Annotated in this window: 17 protein-coding genes; 8 read left to right on the forward strand and 9 right to left on the reverse strand. The window is 59.6% G+C overall.

Translation table 11 applies throughout. The features are described from left to right. Nucleotides 1-26: 26 nt before the first annotated feature. A complete protein-coding gene (cls, locus tag BJQ17_RS00875) occupies nucleotides 27-1466 on the reverse strand; it encodes a cardiolipin synthase (RefSeq protein ID WP_003253247.1) in 1440 nt (479 codons plus the stop codon). A gap of 132 nt (nucleotides 1467-1598) precedes the next feature. Here cls and BJQ17_RS00880 point away from each other — a divergent pair, with 132 nt between their 5' ends. Then, a complete protein-coding gene (locus BJQ17_RS00880; protein ID WP_003253248.1) occupies nucleotides 1599-2126 on the forward strand; it encodes a DUF3617 domain-containing protein in 528 nt (175 codons plus the stop codon). A 271-nt stretch (nucleotides 2127-2397) separates the two neighbouring features. Here the strand turns inward: BJQ17_RS00880 and BJQ17_RS00885 are convergent, their stop codons facing one another. Then, nucleotides 2398-2778 (reverse strand): hypothetical protein, encoded by a 381-nt coding sequence (locus BJQ17_RS00885; protein ID WP_003253250.1) that lies wholly within the window; start codon nucleotides 2776-2778, stop codon nucleotides 2398-2400. A 114-nt stretch (nucleotides 2779-2892) separates the two neighbouring features. Here BJQ17_RS00885 and zigA point away from each other — a divergent pair, with 114 nt between their 5' ends. Genes zigA through BJQ17_RS00900 form a run of 3 tightly spaced genes read left to right on the forward strand, consistent with a single transcriptional unit; the run spans nucleotide 2893 to nucleotide 5736 of the window. Further along, entirely contained in the window at nucleotides 2893-4101 is a 1209-nt protein-coding gene (gene zigA, locus BJQ17_RS00890) for a zinc metallochaperone GTPase ZigA (protein WP_003253252.1), read from the forward strand. Beyond that, a complete protein-coding gene (locus BJQ17_RS00895) occupies nucleotides 4098-4724 on the forward strand; it encodes a DUF1826 domain-containing protein (protein WP_003253254.1) in 627 nt (208 codons plus the stop codon). Before zigA ends, BJQ17_RS00895 begins: the two co-directional genes overlap by 4 nt. A 40-nt stretch (nucleotides 4725-4764) precedes the next feature. Further along, complete coding sequence (locus BJQ17_RS00900; protein WP_070095374.1) at nucleotides 4765-5736, forward strand: GTP-binding protein; 972 nt, start codon at nucleotides 4765-4767, stop codon at nucleotides 5734-5736. Here BJQ17_RS00900 and BJQ17_RS00905 read toward each other — a convergent pair whose 3' ends face one another. Then, complete coding sequence (locus tag BJQ17_RS00905) at nucleotides 5737-6129, reverse strand: DUF3301 domain-containing protein (RefSeq protein WP_003253259.1); 393 nt, start codon at nucleotides 6127-6129, stop codon at nucleotides 5737-5739. Nucleotides 6130-6249: 120 nt separating this feature from the next. Here BJQ17_RS00905 and pdxY point away from each other — a divergent pair, with 120 nt between their 5' ends. Continuing rightward, nucleotides 6250-7122, forward strand: a complete 873-nt coding sequence (gene pdxY, locus BJQ17_RS00910) for a pyridoxal kinase PdxY (RefSeq protein ID WP_003253261.1) — start codon at nucleotides 6250-6252, stop codon at nucleotides 7120-7122. Here the strand turns inward: pdxY and BJQ17_RS00915 are convergent. Beyond that, complete coding sequence (locus tag BJQ17_RS00915; protein WP_003253263.1) at nucleotides 7119-7604, reverse strand: acyl-CoA thioesterase; 486 nt, start codon at nucleotides 7602-7604, stop codon at nucleotides 7119-7121. The two genes, pdxY and BJQ17_RS00915, sit on opposite strands and share 4 nt — an antisense overlap. A gap of 338 nt (nucleotides 7605-7942) precedes the next feature. Here BJQ17_RS00915 and BJQ17_RS00920 point away from each other — a divergent pair, with 338 nt between their 5' ends. Continuing rightward, complete coding sequence (locus tag BJQ17_RS00920; RefSeq protein WP_004575196.1) at nucleotides 7943-9703, forward strand: cation:proton antiporter; 1761 nt, start codon at nucleotides 7943-7945, stop codon at nucleotides 9701-9703. A gap of 158 nt (nucleotides 9704-9861) precedes the next feature. Here BJQ17_RS00920 and BJQ17_RS00925 read toward each other — a convergent pair whose 3' ends face one another. The 4 genes from BJQ17_RS00925 to zwf all read right to left on the reverse strand — a co-directional run bounded on the left by BJQ17_RS00925 (nucleotide 9862) and on the right by zwf (nucleotide 15212). Next, complete coding sequence (locus BJQ17_RS00925) at nucleotides 9862-10269, reverse strand: SMI1/KNR4 family protein (RefSeq protein ID WP_003253266.1); 408 nt, start codon at nucleotides 10267-10269, stop codon at nucleotides 9862-9864. A 113-nt stretch (nucleotides 10270-10382) separates the two neighbouring features. After that, nucleotides 10383-11237 (reverse strand): Tim44 domain-containing protein, encoded by an 855-nt coding sequence (locus BJQ17_RS00930; protein ID WP_003253268.1) that lies wholly within the window; start codon nucleotides 11235-11237, stop codon nucleotides 10383-10385. Between the two features lie 131 nt (nucleotides 11238-11368). Further along, nucleotides 11369-13555 carry a DNA helicase II gene (uvrD, locus tag BJQ17_RS00935; protein ID WP_004575197.1) on the reverse strand — a complete coding sequence of 729 codons (2187 nt, stop codon included), beginning with the start codon at nucleotides 13553-13555 and terminating at the stop codon, nucleotides 11369-11371. A gap of 214 nt (nucleotides 13556-13769) precedes the next feature. Further along, nucleotides 13770-15212, reverse strand: coding sequence for a glucose-6-phosphate dehydrogenase (gene zwf / locus BJQ17_RS00940; protein WP_070095375.1), 1443 nt, complete (start codon nucleotides 15210-15212; stop codon nucleotides 13770-13772). 103 nt (nucleotides 15213-15315) lie between these two features. Here zwf and hexR point away from each other — a divergent pair, with 103 nt between their 5' ends. Together hexR and BJQ17_RS29565 are read left to right on the forward strand one after the other, a co-directional pair. Continuing rightward, on the forward strand, nucleotides 15316-16182 hold the full coding sequence (gene hexR, locus BJQ17_RS00945; protein ID WP_003253273.1) for a transcriptional regulator HexR: 867 nt from the start codon (nucleotides 15316-15318) through the stop codon (nucleotides 16180-16182). 211 nt (nucleotides 16183-16393) lie between these two features. Beyond that, complete coding sequence (locus BJQ17_RS29565) at nucleotides 16394-16612, forward strand: PA3496 family putative envelope integrity protein (protein ID WP_003253275.1); 219 nt, start codon at nucleotides 16394-16396, stop codon at nucleotides 16610-16612. On the opposite strand, the gene BJQ17_RS00950 is transcribed toward BJQ17_RS29565, so the two are convergent. After that, nucleotides 16554-17516, reverse strand: coding sequence for a LysR family transcriptional regulator (locus BJQ17_RS00950; protein WP_003253277.1), 963 nt, complete (start codon nucleotides 17514-17516; stop codon nucleotides 16554-16556). The genes BJQ17_RS29565 and BJQ17_RS00950 overlap by 59 nt on opposite strands. Nucleotides 17517-17692 lie beyond the last annotated feature (176 nt).

The following is a 17692-nucleotide window of genomic DNA, read 5'->3' on the forward strand; positions in this document are numbered from 1 at the left end:
TCGCTCTCACAACGGGCGTGCTCACCTTAAAGAATCGGCGATATCAGCCGCGCAATCCGCATCCCCAACTGCTGTAGTCGATGGGTGTCTTGGGTGTCTTCTGCAGTAATTTCCCGCGCGTGTTCGAAGTCTTCGTGGAGCATGTGCTCGACCTGGTCGGCGAAGCCGCGATCGACTGTCAGCAGGGTAATCTCGAAGTTCAGACGGAACGAGCGGTTGTCCAGGTTGGCACTCCCAATCGCGCTGACGTCATCATCCACCAGCACCACCTTCTGATGCAGAAACCCGGGTTGGTAACGGAACATACGTACCCCCGCGCGCACCGCTTCGAAGGCAAACAGGCTGGAGGCGGCGTAGACGATGCGGTGGTCCGGCCGTGACGGGATGAGCACCCGCACATCGACTCCTCGTAGTACCGCCAGCCGCAAGGCGGCGAACACGGCCTCGTCAGGGATGAAGTAGGGGCTGGTGATCCACACCCTGCGGGTGGCCGAATGAATCGCCTCAAGGAAGAACAGCGAGCAGGTTTCTTGTGGGTCTGCCGGGCCGCTGGCCAAGGCCTGACACAGCACTCCGTTGTCCGGGTACGTATCGGGCAGGATCAGCGGCGGTAGCTGGCGCGTGGCCCAATACCAGTCCTCGGCGAACGACTCTTGCAGGCAGGCCAGTACCGGCCCGCTGATCTGTACGTGGGTGTCACGCCAGGGTGAAAGCTGTGGGTGTTCACCCAAATACTCGTCTCCCACGTTGTGACCGCCAATGAAGCCGAGCAAGCCATCCACCACCACAATCTTGCGATGGTTGCGGAAGTTCACCTGGAAGCGGTTGAACCAGCCGCGACGGGTGGCGAATGCATGGATCTGCACGCCGCCGTCACGCAGCATCTGGCTGTAGCTGGCCGGCAAGGCGTGGCTGCCGACACGGTCGTACAGCACGAACACCTGCACGCCTTCGGCGGCTTTGCGTAGCAAAAGTTGCTGCAGTGCCTTGCCGAGGGTGTCGTCATGAATGATGAAGAACTGCACCAATACCACATCGCGTGCTTTTTCGATGGCTGCGAAGATGGCATCGAAGGTGGCCTTGCCATTGATCAGCAGTTTTACCTGGTTATTTGCCAGGCAAGGCATGCGACCCAGCTTGGGCATCGCTCGCAACGCGGCGTAGCTTTCGGACTCGCGGGCGGTAAGGGCTTCTTCAACCCAAGGTCGCCAGTTGAGGTTGGCCATGGCCACGTGCATTTCTTGGTTGGCCTGACGCCGAGCCTTGATGTAGGCGTAGAACGAGCGGGCGCCGAAGATCAGGTAGGGGATCAAGGTGAGGTAGGGGATGAAGAGCAAGGGCATCGCCCACGCAATGGCACCCTGAGCTGTCCGCACGGTGAACAGCGCATGCAGTGCGGCGACTATACCCAGCAGATGGATCAGGCCGAGTAGGTAACCAAAGAAGTAGGGGCTGTGGTAATCCATATGCATCCTGCTTGCCGAGTACACTTGAGGTAACAGAACACGTTCCCGGTCCGCCTGCAACCCGCAGGCGGATTTGGCGTCTAAGGCTCAGTCCGGCCCGTTTGACCGGTTTTTTTCCAGGAGCGTTCGTCCATGAAGATTCGTCTGCCACTGTTGGCGTTGGCCCTAGGCATGAGCAGTCCGCTGGTGCAAGCCCAGATGCTGCAACCGGGGTTGTGGGAGCTGACCACCAGCAACATGCAGGTCGATGGCAAGCCGCTACCCGACATGGAATTCATGCTTGGCCAGTTGAAGAACCTGCCGCCAGAGCAGCGCGCAATGATGGAGGGGGTGTTGGCCAAACAAGGGGTCAGTGTAGGTGGCAAGGGTGTGCGTTCGTGCCTGACACCAGAACAGGTGGCAACGAATGACATTCCGCTGCAGGACCCGAAATCGGGCTGCACTCAGAAGATTACCGACCGTACCGGTAACGTGTGGAAATTCCAGTTCAGCTGCCCGAAGGCACAGGGTAGTGGCCAGGCTACATTTCTCAGTGATCGGGAATTCACCACCCAGGTCAGTGGCACGTTCAACGCATCGGGTGTGCAGCAGCAAGGCAGCATGAACACGCGTGCGGTGTGGCTAGGCAATGACTGCGGGACAGTCAAACCGCGCAGCTGAAGTTCCATTGCCACTGGCTGGTGGCAACCGCGTCGTGGGCATGCAGCCTCTGTTGCCGTTCGAGCAGCCGAGCATGGCCAGTTCCAGAAGTCGGTAGGGAAACGAATAGTTCCACGTGGAACATTTCGTTTTCAATCCTTGCCTCGACGCGGTTAAGGCATAGCTTTTCGGCCTGAGAACGGCTGATCAAGGCAGGCGTTTTCAGCTAGCGCTCGAAGCTGATGTGCAAATAGGCGGCAGTAGAGGCAAAGCCTTCAAACAAAAGAAGGCATCAACGGCAGCCCTCGATCAAGCTGCAATGCAGCTTGAAGCGCTCCCCACTGGAACTCGATACGCGGTTCAAGGTGGTCCAGCCTACTCGGCGGCTGTAACCCACCCAGGCCTCACCATTGCTGGCCAGGCCGGTAAAAAAAGTCAACGTGCCATAGCGGCTGTTGGTTTGTGCCCATAGTCGGCGGCTGCTGAAGTCATAGCCGCGAAGGTAGAACGTGCTGCCTTCGGTGCGCACGCTGTAGTAGTTGCCGTTGCCGTCCTGGCAAGCGAGCAGCGTCGCGCTTCGCGTACAAAGGGCCAATGCACCGTTTTGCGGCATGGCCAACAGCGAGGCAGGCATGGTGAGCACCAGCAATGCCATGACGCGTGGCAGATTCATTTTTCATCCCCTGTGAGCACTCGTCCGTCGAGAACCACTTGGCGAAATTGTATTGTTACTTTATAACATTGTGCAATGCATCGTTTCGAATGCGTCTGCCTGAAGGGGTTCGCCATGTCCAATCGTCTTCCCGTCACCGTGCTGTCCGGCTTTTTGGGCGCCGGCAAGAGCACGCTGCTCAACCATGTGCTGCGCAACCGCGACAACCTGCGGGTGGCGGTAATCGTCAACGATATGAGTGAAATCAACATCGATGCCAGTGAGGTGCAGCGCAATGTCAGCCTCAACCGCGCTGAAGAGAAACTGGTCGAGATGAGCAACGGCTGCATTTGCTGCACGTTGCGCGAAGACCTGCTTGAGGAGGTTGCACGGCTGGCCGAAGAGGGACGTTTCGATTATTTGTTGATCGAATCCACCGGTATCTCTGAGCCACTGCCAGTGGCTGAGACCTTCACTTTCCGTGACGAGCTGGGTCGCAGTCTGTCCGATATGGCGCGACTGGACACCATGGTCACCGTGGTCGATGGCTTGAACTTCCTGCGCGACTATCAAGCAGCAGAGAGCCTGGCCAGCCGTGGTGAAACATTGGGCGAAGAAGACGAGCGGTCGATCAGTGATTTGCTGATCGAACAGGTCGAGTTCGCAGATGTACTGCTGCTGAGCAAGATCGACCTGATCAGCCAACATGAGCGCGAAGAACTCATCGCCATTTTGCGCAGCCTCAATGCCCGGGCGCAGATCGTACCCATGGTCATGGGCCAAGTGCCGCTGGCACGGATCCTCAACACCGGGCTGTTCGACTTCGATCAAGCGGCCCAGGCACCAGGCTGGTTGCAGGAGCTGCGCGGTGAACATGTACCAGAAACCGAAGAGTACGGTATCGCGGCCATGACCTGGCAGGCTCGACGCCCGCTTCATCCACAGCGCTTTTACGACTTTATCCACAAGGACTGGGAAAACGGAAGGCTGCTGCGTTCCAAAGGGTTTTTCTGGTTGGCCAGCAAATATCAGGAAGCTGGCAGCTGGTCGCAAGCGGGCGGCATGATGCGCCATGGTCTGGCTGGCCGCTGGTGGCGCTTCGTGCCACGCGAGCAGTGGCCACAGGATGTGGATAACACGAATGCGATCTTGAAACACTGGACCGCCGACACCGGTGACTGCCGACAGGAGTTGGTGTTTATTGGGCAGAATATCGACGTCGAAAAATTATCCACAGCCCTGGATGCATGCCTGTTGACGGATCAAGAAATGGGCTTGGGTCACATGGGCTGGCTGCGTTTACCTGACCCATTTGGCCCATGGCATGAGGAAGCGGCAGCATGAACCTGGCTCACCGACCTGTGGATATCTTTCAGGTGTTTGGCGAGACGCCTCAAGTGCTGGCCGAAGTGCTGCAGGATGGGGTGAACCTGGCCGTCTGGCGGCGGCGCTTGCCGGCACAACTGGAGGACTTTGCCGCACTGGTGATCAGCCTTGGCCAGCCCTTGGCTGATCAGCGGGTGATTGATGTGAACGAGGAGCAGAAGCCGGTATTGCCAGATCTGCTGCGTGAAGCGGCGGATTTGCATGGGTATGAAGCTTTCGTTGCTGATGTGACGTGGTTGGTGGCGGCTTATACCTGTCTGGTTGGCGCACGACGGGTCGGTTTGCGCTTGCGCGTGTTGAACGCTCCGATGTGCCCACGCTTCCATGTGGATAACGTACCGTTGCGCTTGCTCACCACTTACGTCGGCCCAGGTAGTGAGTGGTTGCAAGAGCGGGATAGCTGTCGTGGAGAGTTACACACAGCTCAGTCACCTGTGGATAACATCCAACACCTGCAAGCCGCCGAGGTTGCGGTACTTAAAGGCGAAAAATGGCAGGGTAACGAAGGGGCAGGCCTGGTGCATCGGTCCCCTTCTACGCAGCGGGGGCGTTTGCTGCTCAGCCTTGACTGGCTGGCCTGACGGCGCATAGTGAGGCATCACCGCCGCCTGAAGCCACCCCATGCTGCAGAACATTCCCACCCATGTAATTGCCGGCCCGCTTGGTGCTGGCAAGACCACGCTGATCCGTCACTTGCTGGCTCAGCGCCCAGCCAACGAGCGCTGGGCGGTATTGATCAACGAGTTCGGCCTTGTCGGCCTGGATGCGGCCTTACTCAGCCGTGACGAAGACGGCATCGCCATCGGCGAGGTCGCAGGCGGCTGCCTGTGCTGCGTCAACGGCATGCCGTTCCAGGTGGGCCTGGGACGACTGCTGCGCAAATCGCGGCCTGACCGGCTGTTTATCGAACCTTCCGGCCTGGGCCATCCCTTGCAGCTGCTGGCTCAGCTGCAACAAGCGCCTTGGGTTGGAGTGCTGACAATTCAGCCACTCTTGATGGTTGTGGATGCCCAGGCCATGGCCCGAAACGAGCCGCTTCCAGAGGCTCAACAGCAGGCTTTCAATGCCTCTGAACACGTGGTTTTCAATAAATCAGAGGCTGTGGATGAACAACATAAGTTGTTGATAACTAATAAATTTAAAGAAAAGAGCATCGTGTGGACCGTGCAAGGGCAACTGCCTCTGTCCGGCCTCCCGACGGCATCTCCACAGATTGTTGACAGCTCATTACTGGAAAACCAGATTGTCGACAATCTTGGAATAGCCCCCGCAGTATTGTGGGCAGACCCCCGTCAGCCTATCTGCCTTGCCCAGCAAGGGGAGGGCGGTTGGAGTATTGGCTGGCGGTGGCACCCTGGCCAAGAGTTTTATCCACAGCGGCTAAAGGCTTTCTTGTGTGCTTGGCCATGGCGACGGGCCAAGGGAGTTATCCACAGCATGGAGGGCTGGTGGTCATTCAATGGGCTGAATGGGGATATGCCCGCTTGGCAGCCCAGCGACTGGCGGAAGGACACGCGTATCGAGCTGATTTTCGATCAGCCGCAACCGCAACCCGCATTGCAAGCCGGGTTGGATGAATGTCGCGTCAGTTGATCAGTTGCGCCAGCGGTTATGCTCCTGGCGCCATTGCTGCATCTCTATGACGTTGTCGGCGCGCGGTGGGGTCTTGATTTCGAACGGGTAGGGCGCCAGCTCGATCTGCACACTGTGGGCGCCGAACTGGGTCGCGGTGCCGGGGTGACGTTGCTCACCCGTGACGGTGAATTCGAAGGCATAGACGCGTGCCAGGCGCTTGCGGCCATTGGCATCCCGGACAAAGGCGATGCGCTTGAGCGCTACGGCATCGTCAAGCAACTCCAGGTCGAGTTTGGCGCAATGCTGTTTGACCCGTTCCAGGGCCTTTTCACGCAACCCATGGTTATGCCACAACCAGGCGCCTGCCGTGGCTACCAGCATCAGGACGAAGAGGTTCTCCAGGGTCAACATTTGCATATGCTCCAAACAGGTAGATCCAGCTTAACTGCGTTCCTGGCCTGTCGTACAGGTAGCAATCGAGTTCATACTGCGCTGCGCACAATCCTAGAAACAGCTTTGGAAACCTCCCGCATGAAACGTACCCCGCACCTGCTCGCCATTCAGTCCCACGTGGTGTTCGGCCACGCCGGCAACAGCGCCGCGGTATTCCCCATGCAGCGTATTGGGGTCAATGCCTGGCCGCTCAATACCGTGCAGTTCTCCAATCACACACAGTATGGCCAGTGGGCGGGTGAAGTGCTTGCTCCAGCGCAAATTCCTGCGTTGGTGGAAGGCATTTCCAACATCGGCGAGCTGGGCCACTGCGATGCGGTGCTTTCCGGCTACCTGGGCAGTGCCGAACAAGGGCGAGCGATCCTGGCCGGCGTCGAGCGGATCAAGGCGGTAAACCCAAAAGCGTTATACCTGTGCGACCCGGTCATGGGGCACCCGGAAAAGGGCTGCATCGTGCCGCCCGAAGTCAGTGAGTTCCTGCTTGACGAGGCTGCAGCCACGGCGGACATCCTGTGCCCCAACCAGCTGGAGTTGGACAGCTTCTGTGGGCGCCGCGCCCAGTCGCTGGAGGATTGCGTGAACATGGCGCGCAGCCTGCTGCAGCGTGGGCCGCAGGTTGTACTGGTCAAGCACCTGGCGTACCCCGGGCGGGCCGAAGAACAGTTCGAAATGCTGCTGGTGACCGCCGAGCACAGCTGGCACTTGCGCCGCCCACTGCTGGCGTTTCCGCGTCAGCCGGTGGGGGTGGGTGACCTGACCTCAGGCTTGTTCCTGGCGCGTGTGCTGCTCGGCGACAGCTGGGTGCAGGCATTCGAATTCACGGCTGCGGCAGTGCATGAAGTGTTGCTGGAAACCCAGGCCTGCGCCAGCTACGAATTGCAGTTGGTTCGGGCCCAGGACCGCATTGCGCACCCACGGGTGCGCTTCGAAGCGCAGTTACTGGCGCTTTAAATGGCGTCGGTTTTCAAGTCCTGATAGCGCTTTTCCAGTTCCTGGCGGATCTGCCGGCGCTGCTGGCCCTGCAGGAAGCGGCGCTTTTCTTCGCTGCTGTGCGGCTGGCGTGGTGGCACCGGCACCGGACGGCGGTTGTCGTCGACCGCGACCATGGTGAAGAAGCAGCTGTTGGAATGGCGCACCGAGCGCTCGCGAATGTTCTCGGTCACGACTTTGATGCCAACTTCCATCGAAGTGTTGCCGGTGTAGTTGACCGACGCCAGGAAGGTCACCAGTTCACCCACGTGCACGGGTTCACGGAAGATCACCTGGTCGACCGACAGGGTCACCACATAACTGCCGGCGTAACGGCTGGCACATGCATAAGCCACTTCGTCGAGGTACTTGAGCAGGGTGCCGCCATGTACGTTGCCAGAAAAGTTGGCCATGTCCGGGGTCATCAGGACGGTCATGCTCAGCTGGGCGTTTCCAGGTTCCATAGTGTGCTCACGGTGAGGTTGCGCTGAATCGGGCGAATGGAGGGCGTTATCTGCTGACACTGCTGTTCCCCTCTTTGAATATGCCTTGCTGATACGGGACGTTGGCTGGCGCGCTGTCGTCACGCTGATCATGCCATCACGAGCGCTTTTCCAGCCGATCTGTTTCTGCATATTGCACTGGCTTTTTGCGGCGGGGTGCGATGTTAACCTGAGTACGCCCATGCAACGTGGGTGTTCCCGGATTCAATACAGTATGTACTTGCTGCTCGCTCAGGTTTGCCTCGGCAGAGGAGCGGTCTGCCCAGGCATTCACAAGACGAGAAAAGGAGTATCACGCCATGCATGCCATCAGCTTCATCCAGGACCTGGCAGTCATCATGCTGGTCGCTGGCGTGGTCACCATTCTTTTTCACCGTTTCAAGCAGCCGGTGGTGCTGGGCTACATTGTCGCCGGCTTCATCATTGGCCCGCACACTCCGCCGTTCGGCCTGATTCATGACGAAGACACCATCAAGACCCTCGCCGAACTGGGGGTGATCTTCCTGATGTTCTGCCTGGGGCTCGAGTTCAGCTTGCGCAAGCTGTTCAAGGTTGGTGCCACGGCGTTTATCGCAGCGTTCCTGGAAATCGTCCTGATGATCTGGATCGGTTTCGAGATTGGCCGCTGGTTTGGCTGGAACACCATGGATTCACTGTTCCTGGGCGCCATCCTGGCCATTTCCTCCACCACCATCATCGTCAAGGCGCTCAACGACTTGAAGATGAAGAACGAGCGCTTTGCCCAGCTGATCTTCGGCGTACTGATCGTCGAGGACATTCTGGGTATCGGTATCATTGCCCTGCTGTCGGGCATCGCGGTCAGCGGCACGGTCAGCTCGGGCGAAGTGTTCTCCACTGTCGGCAAGCTGTCGCTGTTCATGATCGTCGCCTTGGTCATCGGTATTTTGCTGGTACCGCGGTTACTGGCCTATGTCGCCAAGTTCGAAAGCAACGAAATGTTGCTGATCACTGTTCTGGGCCTGTGTTTCGGCTTCTGCCTGCTGGTTGTGAAGCTGGAGTACAGCATGGTGCTAGGCGCTTTCCTGATTGGCGCAATCATGGCCGAATCACGCCAGTTGCTGAAGATCGAACGTCTGATCGAGCCTGTACGCGACCTGTTCAGTGCCATCTTCTTCGTCGCCATCGGCCTGATGATCGACCCTCAGGTACTGATCGACTATGCCTGGCCTATCGTTGTCATCACTCTGGCGGTGGTGCTGGGCAAAATGCTGTCTTGCGGCATGGGGGCGTTCATTGCCGGCAATGACGGGCGTACGTCTTTGCGTGTGGGCATGGGGCTTTCGCAGATCGGCGAGTTCTCCTTCATCATTGCCGCGCTGGGCATGACCCTGCAGGTGACCAGCGACTTCCTTTACCCGGTGGCGGTGGCGGTATCGGCAATCACCACGTTGCTGACACCCTATCTGATCCGCGCGGCTGACCCGTTGTCGCAGAAACTGGGCAATGTGGTGCCCGCCCGCCTCGCACGCGTGTTGTCGTTGTATGGCGAGTGGTTACGCAACATCCAGCCGCAGGGCGAGAGTGCCATGCTGGCGGCGATGATCCGGCGCATTCTGTTGCAGGTTGGGGTGAACCTGGCGCTGGTGATCGCCATTTTCTTCAGTGGCGGCTACTTTGCAGGGCGTATCGGCAATTGGCTCAGTGAGTGGGTCAGCGATGTCAGCCAGCAGAAGGCCGTCATATGGGGGGCTGCTTTGTTGCTGTCACTGCCATTCCTGATCGCCGCGTACCGCAAGCTAAAGGCACTCTCGATGCTGCTGGCAGAGATGGGCGTGAAGCCGGAAATGGCCGGGCGACATACCCAGCGCGTGCGCCGTGTGATCGCCGAAGTGATCCCGCTGTTGTCGTTGCTGGTGATTTTCCTGCTGCTGTCGGCATTGTCCGCCAGCATTCTGCCCACCAGCGAATTGCTGCTGGTGATTGCCGTGGTAGCTGCGGTGGTGGTGGCGTTGTTGTGGCGCTGGTTTATCCGCGTGCACACGCGCATGCAGATCGCGTTGCTGGAGACGCTGGAGAACAGTCGCGAGAACTCGCACTGAGGGGGTTACGCCCTGGGCAAGGTATCTCGCCCGCCCGAGGAGATGGGGTTATAGCGATGTCGCCAGGCGCAAAAAGCCTGGCGATTTTAACGACCTTGAGGCGCTGAAACGTCATTGTTACTGACTCAGATCGCGAGCTTCTCTATAGGTGCTAGCGATCAGCTCTCCAGCCAAACATCTCGCGCCCAGTGCCACACCGATTCCCAACTGTCTTCGCCGACAATTTCCTCTTCGGCATCCCACAGCACCACGGTGCCGTCCTCTTCGACGCAATAGTAATTGTCGCCGTCCTGGCACAGCGGAATCAGGTCACGCGGTACGCCGGCATCCCAGGCGTTGGAGGCCACATCTGGCAGGTAGGTGTGCGACTGCGGATCAGTGACGGTAACAGGCTCAAGGGAGCCGTAAACCACATCACTTACGGTCAGCAGAAACTCTTTGAACACGAATGGAATATTGATGAACAGCTGTTCTTCGATCTCTACCAGCTGGTCTTCATCGGGAAGCTCCAGGGGCACTGGTACTGGCTCATTCGCTTCACGGAGTTGTTCGATCACTTCTTCCACGGTTCACTTCCTCTGACCTAGATGACAACGCTGCGCCTTATACCCTAGTAGCCCACTTTGGCAAAAGCAAAAACCCCGGGCAAGCCCGGGGTTCTCTGTTTAGCACGCAGCGATTAGCCGTTTTGACGGATACCGGCTACCAGCCAAGGCTGGTTCTCGCCTTGGGCGCGAACCATGTGCCAGCTTTCGCTGAACACTTCGCCCTGGTCGAAGCGCGAATTCTTCGACACGCCACGGAAGGTCAGGGTCGCGTCGGTGCGGTCGGCGCGGTCATCGACACCGTCCAGTTGCACTTCCAGGTTATCGATGTAGGTAGACTGGAAGCCATCACCCAGTTCAGCACGCTCACGCTTGAGGAACTCAAGCATTTGCGGGGTAACGAACTCGCTGATCTTGTCCATTTCATTGGCATCCCAGTGCTGCTGCAGCGACTGGAAGTGGTTACGGGCTGCCGCCAGGAAGCTCTGCTCGTTGAACCAGGCCGGGGCGTTGATCACCGGTGCGGCTGCGGCAGCAGGTGCGGCCGAACCACCGAAAATCGAAGGCTGGGCAGGCTGCGCGTGAGCCTCACGCTGCATCGGCGCATGGCCTGGCATGGCCATTTGTGGCTGCTGCTGGCGGCGGCGCGCGGCGATGAAGCGGAACACGAGGAAGGCGATGAGCGCCACGATCAGGAAGTCCATGATCTGGAAGCCTTCGAAACCGTCGCCCATGAACATGGAAGCCAGCAGGCCACCGGCGGCGAGGCCGGCCAGTGGGCCCAACCAGCGCGAAGCACCGCTGGCGGCAGCCGGTGCACGGCCAGGTGCGGTCGGCGCGGCAGCAGGCGTGGTTGGCGTAGCCTGGCGGGTCTGGTGGATAGGCGCGGAGCCCGAGCTCTTGCCGCCGCCGAAACGCTTGGCGCTGGCGTCCAGGCTCAGCGTCAGGCCGACGCAGAGCGCCAGTGCGATGCTAAGAAAACGTTGCATAAGTGGGATATCCCCTGTTGTGGATTGCACGCGCGTCATGGTGCACAGGTTCCCGGGCACATGACCAGCGACATAGTGTTTCGAGCTTTTGCCTGATGTTACAAAGTTGGCAGGCCCAACCCTTGTGGGCTTTAGACAGCCTCGAGCTTGGCATACCCCAGCATCAGCCATTTGCTACCTTCGGCAAAATTCACCTGTACCCGCGCCTGAGCGCCAGAACCCTCGAAGTTGAGGATTACGCCTTCGCCGAATACTGCATGCTGCACACGCTGGCCAAGGTTGAACGCGGTCTGCGGAATGCTGGCATTGGCGAACAGGTTGCTGTTGGTGGCCGTCTTGGCCCCGCCGAACGGGCGGCTGACACTGTTGGACAGGCGTACTTCCTGAACCAGGCCGGCCGGAATTTCACGCACGAAACGCGACACCTTGTTATACGTCTCGCTGCCATAAAGGCGGCGTGTTTCGGCGTAGGTCATGACCAGCTGGCGCATGGCGCGGGTGATGCCTACATAGGCCAGGCGTCGTTCCTCTTCCAGGCGGCCGGGTTCTTCCAGGCTCATCTTGTGCGGGAACAAGCCTTCTTCCATGCCCACCAGGAACACATAGGGGAACTCCAGGCCTTTGGCGCTGTGCAGGGTCATCAGCTGGATGCTGTCTTCATGCTCGTCAGCCTGAGTATCGCCAGCTTCGAGTGAGGCGTGGCCAAGGAAGGCCGAGAGCGGGGACAGGTCGGCGTCTTCGTCGGTGGACTCGAAGTTGCGTGCCGCACTGACCAGTTCCTCAAGGTTTTCTACCCGTGCCTGGCCCTTTTCACCTTTTTCTTCCTGGTGATAGGTGATCAGGCCGGACTGTTCGATGGTGGTCTGGGTCATGGTATGCAGCGGCATGTCCACAACCTTGGCGGCCAGCCCCTCGATCAGCTCGATAAAGGCCCCCAGGGCACTGGCGGCGCGGCCCTTCAGGGCCTTGGCGGCGAGCAGCTGGCACATGGCCTCCCACATGGACAGCTGGCTGTGACGGGCGTGCTCGCGGATGGCTTCGACGGTTTTTTCGCCAATACCGCGCGGCGGCACGTTGATCACCCGCTCCAGAGCGGCATCGTTGCCACGCCCTTCGATCAGGCGCAGGTAAGCCATGGCATTCTTGATTTCGGCGCGCTCGAAGAAGCGCTGGCCGCCATAGATGCGGTAGGGGATGCGCTCGCGCAGCAGGGCCTCTTCCAGCACGCGCGACTGGGCGTTGGAGCGGTAAAGGATGGCGATCTCGTTGCGCGCATTGCCCTGCTTGACCAGGCTCTCGATGGTTTCCACGACATAGCGCGCTTCGTCGTGCTCGTTGTAGGCCGCGTACAGGGTCAGTGGTTCGCCTTCGCCCATGTCGGTCCACAGTTCCTTGCCCAGGCGCCCGCTGTTGTTGGCGATCAGCGCGTTGGCCGCCTTGAGGATGCCGCCGGTGGAGCGGTAGTTCTGCTCCAGGCGGATCATTTCGGCGTCGGGGAAGTCGGCGGTGTACTGGTGGATGTTTTCGATCTTGGCGCCGCGCCAGCCGTAGATCGACTGGTCGTCATCGCCTACCGCCATCAGGCTGTCGCCACCGCGTGCCAGTAGGCGCAACCAGGCGTACTGCACGGCGTTGGTATCCTGGAACTCGTCCACCAGCACGTGGCGGAAGCGTCGTTGATAGTGCTCCAGCAGGCCCGGGTGGTCACGCCACAGGTCCAGGGCGCGAAGCAGCAGTTCGGAGAAATCGATGACACCGGCGCGCTCGCACGCCTGCTCGTAGGCCGTATAGACCTCGCGCATGGTCGCCAGGAACAGGTCGCCCCCCGCCTGGATATGCTGCGGGCGCAGGCCTTCGTCTTTCTGCCCATTGATGAACCACTGGGCCTGGCGTGCTGGCCACTTCTGCTCGTCCAGGCCCAACTCGCGCATGACCCGCTTGATCAGGCGCTGCTGGTCGTCGCTGTCGAGGATCTGGAAGTTCTGCACCAGCCGCGCTTCCTGCCAGTGGGCCCGCAACAGGCGATGTGCCAGGCCGTGGAAGGTGCCGACCCACATGCCTGCCGGGTTGATGCCCAACAGTTGCTCGATCCGCTGGCGCATTTCTGCTGCGGCCTTGTTGGTGAACGTCACCGACAGGATCGAGTGCGGTGATGCCTGCTCGACCTGGATCAGCCAGGCGATGCGGTGTACCAGCACGCGGGTTTTACCGGAACCGGCGCCGGCAAGCACCAGTTGACGCCCGAGCGTGGCCGCTACGGCCTGGCGTTGGGCATCGTTGAGGGAATTCAGCAGGAGAGAGAGGTCGTCTGTGCGCATCGGGCCATTCTAGGGCGATGCCGGGTAAGGGGCAAATATCTACTGTATGAATATTCACCTGGCGGCATCCCGCTCATCGGTCCGGGGCCAGGTCACGGCCTGCGCAAGCTGGCTGAGGCATCGTTAGTCGAAGGCCTTCACGTTATGGATTTCGCACCTTCGAATTTCATCTGCTGCTGTTTCAGATTAAAGGTCGCGCCATCGCGCAGGTCATTCAGCCATGCCAGTGCCTGCCATGCCTGGCGAGCAGGCTGTTGGCTTGCTCGGGCCCGAAACTGCCAGCCGAGTAGGGGCGGGGCGCCTGGAAGTGCTCTTCACAGCCCTTGATGATTGGATCTACCCAAGCCCAGGCTGCTTCCACTTCATCGCGGCGCATGAACAGCGTCGAATCACCTTCGAGCACATCCAGCAGCAGACGCTCGTAGGCTTCCCAGCGGCGAGTCTGGCTGAACACCTGGGCCAGATTAAGGTCCAGGTCCACGGGTTCCAGGCGCATGCCTTTGCCTGGGCTCTTGGTCATCATGCGAAGGCTGATGCGTTCGTCCGGTTGCAGCTGTATCAGTAACTGGTTGACCTGGCCGCCGCTGAACAGTTCGTGAGGCACTGGCTTGAACTGGATGACGATCTGCGAAGCGCGCCGCGCCATGCGTTTGCCGGTGCGCAGATAGAAAGGCACGCCCGCCCAGCGCCAGTTGTCGATGTGCGCCTCGATGGCCACGAAAGTCTCGGTATCGCTGTCGTTGTCGACGTCCTTTTCAAAGTAGTAGGCCGGCACTTCCTGGCCGCCGATACGCCCGGCACCATACTGGCCACGTACCGTCTTGTCCTGCACATCCTGGCCGGTGATTGGCTTGAGGGCGCGCAGGATTTTCACCTTTTCGTCGCGTACCGCTTCTGCCTCGAATTGCGCGGGTGGCTCCATGGCCACCAGGCACAGCAGTTGCAGCAGGTGGTTCTGCAGCATGTCGCGAATAGCCCCGGCGCGATCGTAGTAGGCACCGCGGTTTTCTACGCCCAGTGTCTCGCAAACGCTGATCTGTACATGGTCGACCTGGTTGTTGCGCCACACCGGCTCCAGCAGGGCATTGGCAAAACGCAGGGCCATCAGGTTCTGCACGGTTTCCTTGCCCAGGTAGTGGTCGATGCGGAACACCTGTCTTTCTTCGAACACCGTGCCAATGGCTTCATTGATGGCAGTGGCGGATTCCAGGGAATGGCCGATCGGTTTTTCCAGCACGATGCGCGCTTCGGTGTCGGCAAGCCCGGCAATGCGCAGGTGGTTGGCAATTGGCACGAACAGGTTGGGGGCGGTGGCCAGGTAGAAGATGCGCGTCAGCCCGCCGGGTTCACCCAGGTAGCGTGCCAGGCGGCCAAAATCGGCGCTCTGTGAAGCATCCATCGGGAAGTAGTCGACCCGCGCGGAAAACCGCTGCCACACCTCTTCGTCGAAGTCGCTGCGGGCAATCTGCGCCCGACAATGGCGTTCGGCGAGCTTGAGATAGTCGATGCGTGGCAGGTTGCGTCTGGCCAGTGCGATGACCCGCACGGCAGGGTTCAGACGGGCCTCGCGAAACAGGTGGTAGAGCGCCGGAAGTAATTTGTGCAGGGCCAGATCACCGGTGCCGCCGAAGACCAGAATGTCGCAAGGAATAGTCAAACCACCACTCTCCACGTTCGTTTAACTGGGCGGGTTGGCGTCCATGTAGTATAACTACAAGAAAGCTACAACCCGGCACGCCGATCATAACCGAGTCCAGCCTGTGAATCTGTTGCAACATATCGCCCAATCGCGCCACCTGCTGCGCAAATCGGAACTGAAAGTGGCCGACCACGTGCTGCTCGACCCGGCTGCCGTCATGCACAGCTCCATGGCCGATTTGGCGCACAGCGTGGGTATCAGTGAGCCGACCATCGTGCGTTTCTGCCGGGCCATTGGCTGCTCGGGCTTCCAGGACCTGAAGCTGAAGCTGGCGCAAAGCCTGGCTGCCGGGGCCAGCTTCGGTCAGTTCGCCATCCACGAAGACGATTCGGTCGCCGACTACAGTCTGAAGATCTTCGACACCACCCTGCACACCCTGATGGAAGTGCGCGAGCACCTTGATCCGCAGGCGCTGCAACAAGCCGTGAGCGCCATGGCCCAGGCGCAGCGGGTAGAGTTCTATGGCTTTGGCGCGTCCGGTGCCGTTGCGGCCGATGCCCAGCACAAGTTCTTCCGCCTGCTGCTCAGCGCGGCAGCGTATTCCGACCCCCACATGCAAGCGATGTCGGCGGTTACCCTGAAACCGGGTGATGTGGCGGTGTGTATTTCCCAATCAGGCCGTTCCAAGGACCTGCTGATCACTGCCAACCTGGTCCGTGAGAGCGGCGCCAACCTGATTACCCTGTGCCCCAGCCAGACGCCGCTGGCCGAGCTATCGACGGTCAACCTGGCGATCGACGTGCATGAAGACACCGAGATCTACACCCCACTGACTTCGCGTATTGCCCACCTGGTGGTGATCGACGTGCTGGCCATGGGCGTTGCCATGGCGCGCGGGCCTAGCCTGGTCAACCACCTGAAGAGCGTGAAACGCAGCCTGCGCAGCTTGCGTCTGTCGCCCAAGTCGATCAAGGCTACCGACGACTGAATTCAACCTGCACTGGCCTCTTCGCGGGCTTGCCCGCTCCCACAGGTACTGTGCTCCTCTATAAATCGGTGCAATTCCTGTGGGAGCGGGTAAGCCCGCGAAGAGGCCGGTACAGGCAGTGAAAATTCACGATTCTGTCACCATTCCACCGCCAAACGGTAAACCATCAAGGCCAGTCTGAAACTCCCGCATACTATCTGGGAGACAGGCAATGGCTCGTGACTTCGACGGTACGTACCAACCCAACGCCAAGGCTCGCAAGCAGCAGGAAAAAGATCAGCGTCGCATGGAATACCGCCGCGCGATCGAGAGCTATTGCGACCAACGTCAACTGCTCCGCGACCTGGCGGACTACCCCGAGCTGCAAGCACTCACGGTATGGCAGTCGTCGGCGGCAGTTTCCCCGAAAAACGTTCAACAAGCGCGCTGATCAATGCACGTTCACCGCGGATGAATGCAAGAAACGCCAAGGCCACCGGCGACTGCCGCTTGGCCTTGGCCTGCACCACGCACCAGCTACGGTACAGCGGTAGCTCCTCGACCGGTAATTCCTTCAGCATCCCGGTAGCCAGCTCCAGGTTGACTGCGTGACGGGTCAACAGGGCGATCCCCAGCCCGGCGATCACGCATTCGCGCTGGGCGTCGGCCGAGGCTACTTCAAGCGTTTGGGCGAAATGCACACGCTTATCCTTGAAGTACTCTTCGCAAGCCTTGCGTGTTCCCGAACCTTGCTCGCGGACCAGCAGCGTATGAGGCTCCAGGTCCTGCATGCGCAACTGGTCCAGCTTGCACAGCGGGTGCTGTGGCGGCGCAACCGCAACGATCGGGTTGTTGAGGAACGGCAGAAACTCCAGGCCCATGTCTTGCGGCACCATCGACATGATGATCAGGTCGTCGCGGTTATCGGAAAGGCGGCGGATGGCTTGGGCACGATTGACTACCGTCAGGGTCAGGTTGACTTCCGGGTGACGCTGCTTGAAGGCGGCGAACAGGTGTGGCACGAAGTACTTGGCACTGGACTCGATCGCCAGTTTCAACTGACCCTGCAGTGAGCCCTGCATGTCCGACAGCTGCATGTCCAGGCTCTCCAGGCGCCCGAAGATATCGTGGCTGGCGCGCTGCAGGGCCTCGGCCGCCTCGGTCAGGTAGAGCTTCTTGCCCACGTACTCGAACAATGGCTGACCGATCAGCTCTTCAAGCTGACGGATCTGTAGACTAACGGCGGGTTGCGTCAGCGCCATCTCCTCCGCAGCACGGCTGTACGACCGCAAATCGCACACCTCATTGAAGATCTGGAGTTGACGCAATGTCATACGCATCAAGGACTTACGCATTTTAATCAGCTCTTCGGCAACACCTTGTTACCCAACTATAAGCTTTTGCTAATACAGCCTCTAACAAATATTGATTTTTGTTTATCGACCTACAGCGCTAGGGTGAATACGCGACTGGCCAGCATCGTCTGGTCACGCGCCGACCGGTAGAACCGGCTCGACTGTTCCTACGGCTT

It is taken from the genome of Pseudomonas sp. NBRC 111139 (assembly GCF_001753955.1).
Lineage (GTDB): Bacteria > Pseudomonadota > Gammaproteobacteria > Pseudomonadales > Pseudomonadaceae > Aquipseudomonas > Aquipseudomonas alloputida.

Coding starts and splice junctions, on each gene's coding strand:
- cls (WP_003253247.1), bottom strand. CDS start 1,466: ATGGATTACCACAGCCCCTACTTCTTTGGTTACCTACTCGGCCTGATC.
- BJQ17_RS00880 (WP_003253248.1), top strand. CDS start 1,599: ATGAAGATTCGTCTGCCACTGTTGGCGTTGGCCCTAGGCATGAGCAGT.
- BJQ17_RS00885 (WP_003253250.1), bottom strand. CDS start 2,778: ATGAATCTGCCACGCGTCATGGCATTGCTGGTGCTCACCATGCCTGCC.
- zigA (WP_003253252.1), top strand. CDS start 2,893: ATGTCCAATCGTCTTCCCGTCACCGTGCTGTCCGGCTTTTTGGGCGCC.
- BJQ17_RS00895 (WP_003253254.1), top strand. CDS start 4,098: ATGAACCTGGCTCACCGACCTGTGGATATCTTTCAGGTGTTTGGCGAG.
- BJQ17_RS00900 (WP_070095374.1), top strand. CDS start 4,765: ATGCTGCAGAACATTCCCACCCATGTAATTGCCGGCCCGCTTGGTGCT.
- BJQ17_RS00905 (WP_003253259.1), bottom strand. CDS start 6,129: ATGTTGACCCTGGAGAACCTCTTCGTCCTGATGCTGGTAGCCACGGCA.
- pdxY (WP_003253261.1), top strand. CDS start 6,250: ATGAAACGTACCCCGCACCTGCTCGCCATTCAGTCCCACGTGGTGTTC.
- BJQ17_RS00915 (WP_003253263.1), bottom strand. CDS start 7,604: ATGGAACCTGGAAACGCCCAGCTGAGCATGACCGTCCTGATGACCCCG.
- BJQ17_RS00920 (WP_004575196.1), top strand. CDS start 7,943: ATGCATGCCATCAGCTTCATCCAGGACCTGGCAGTCATCATGCTGGTC.
- BJQ17_RS00930 (WP_003253268.1), bottom strand. CDS start 11,237: ATGCAACGTTTTCTTAGCATCGCACTGGCGCTCTGCGTCGGCCTGACG.
- uvrD (WP_004575197.1), bottom strand. CDS start 13,555: ATGCGCACAGACGACCTCTCTCTCCTGCTGAATTCCCTCAACGATGCC.
- BJQ17_RS29565 (WP_003253275.1), top strand. CDS start 16,394: ATGGCTCGTGACTTCGACGGTACGTACCAACCCAACGCCAAGGCTCGC.
- BJQ17_RS00950 (WP_003253277.1), bottom strand. CDS start 17,516: ATGCGTAAGTCCTTGATGCGTATGACATTGCGTCAACTCCAGATCTTC.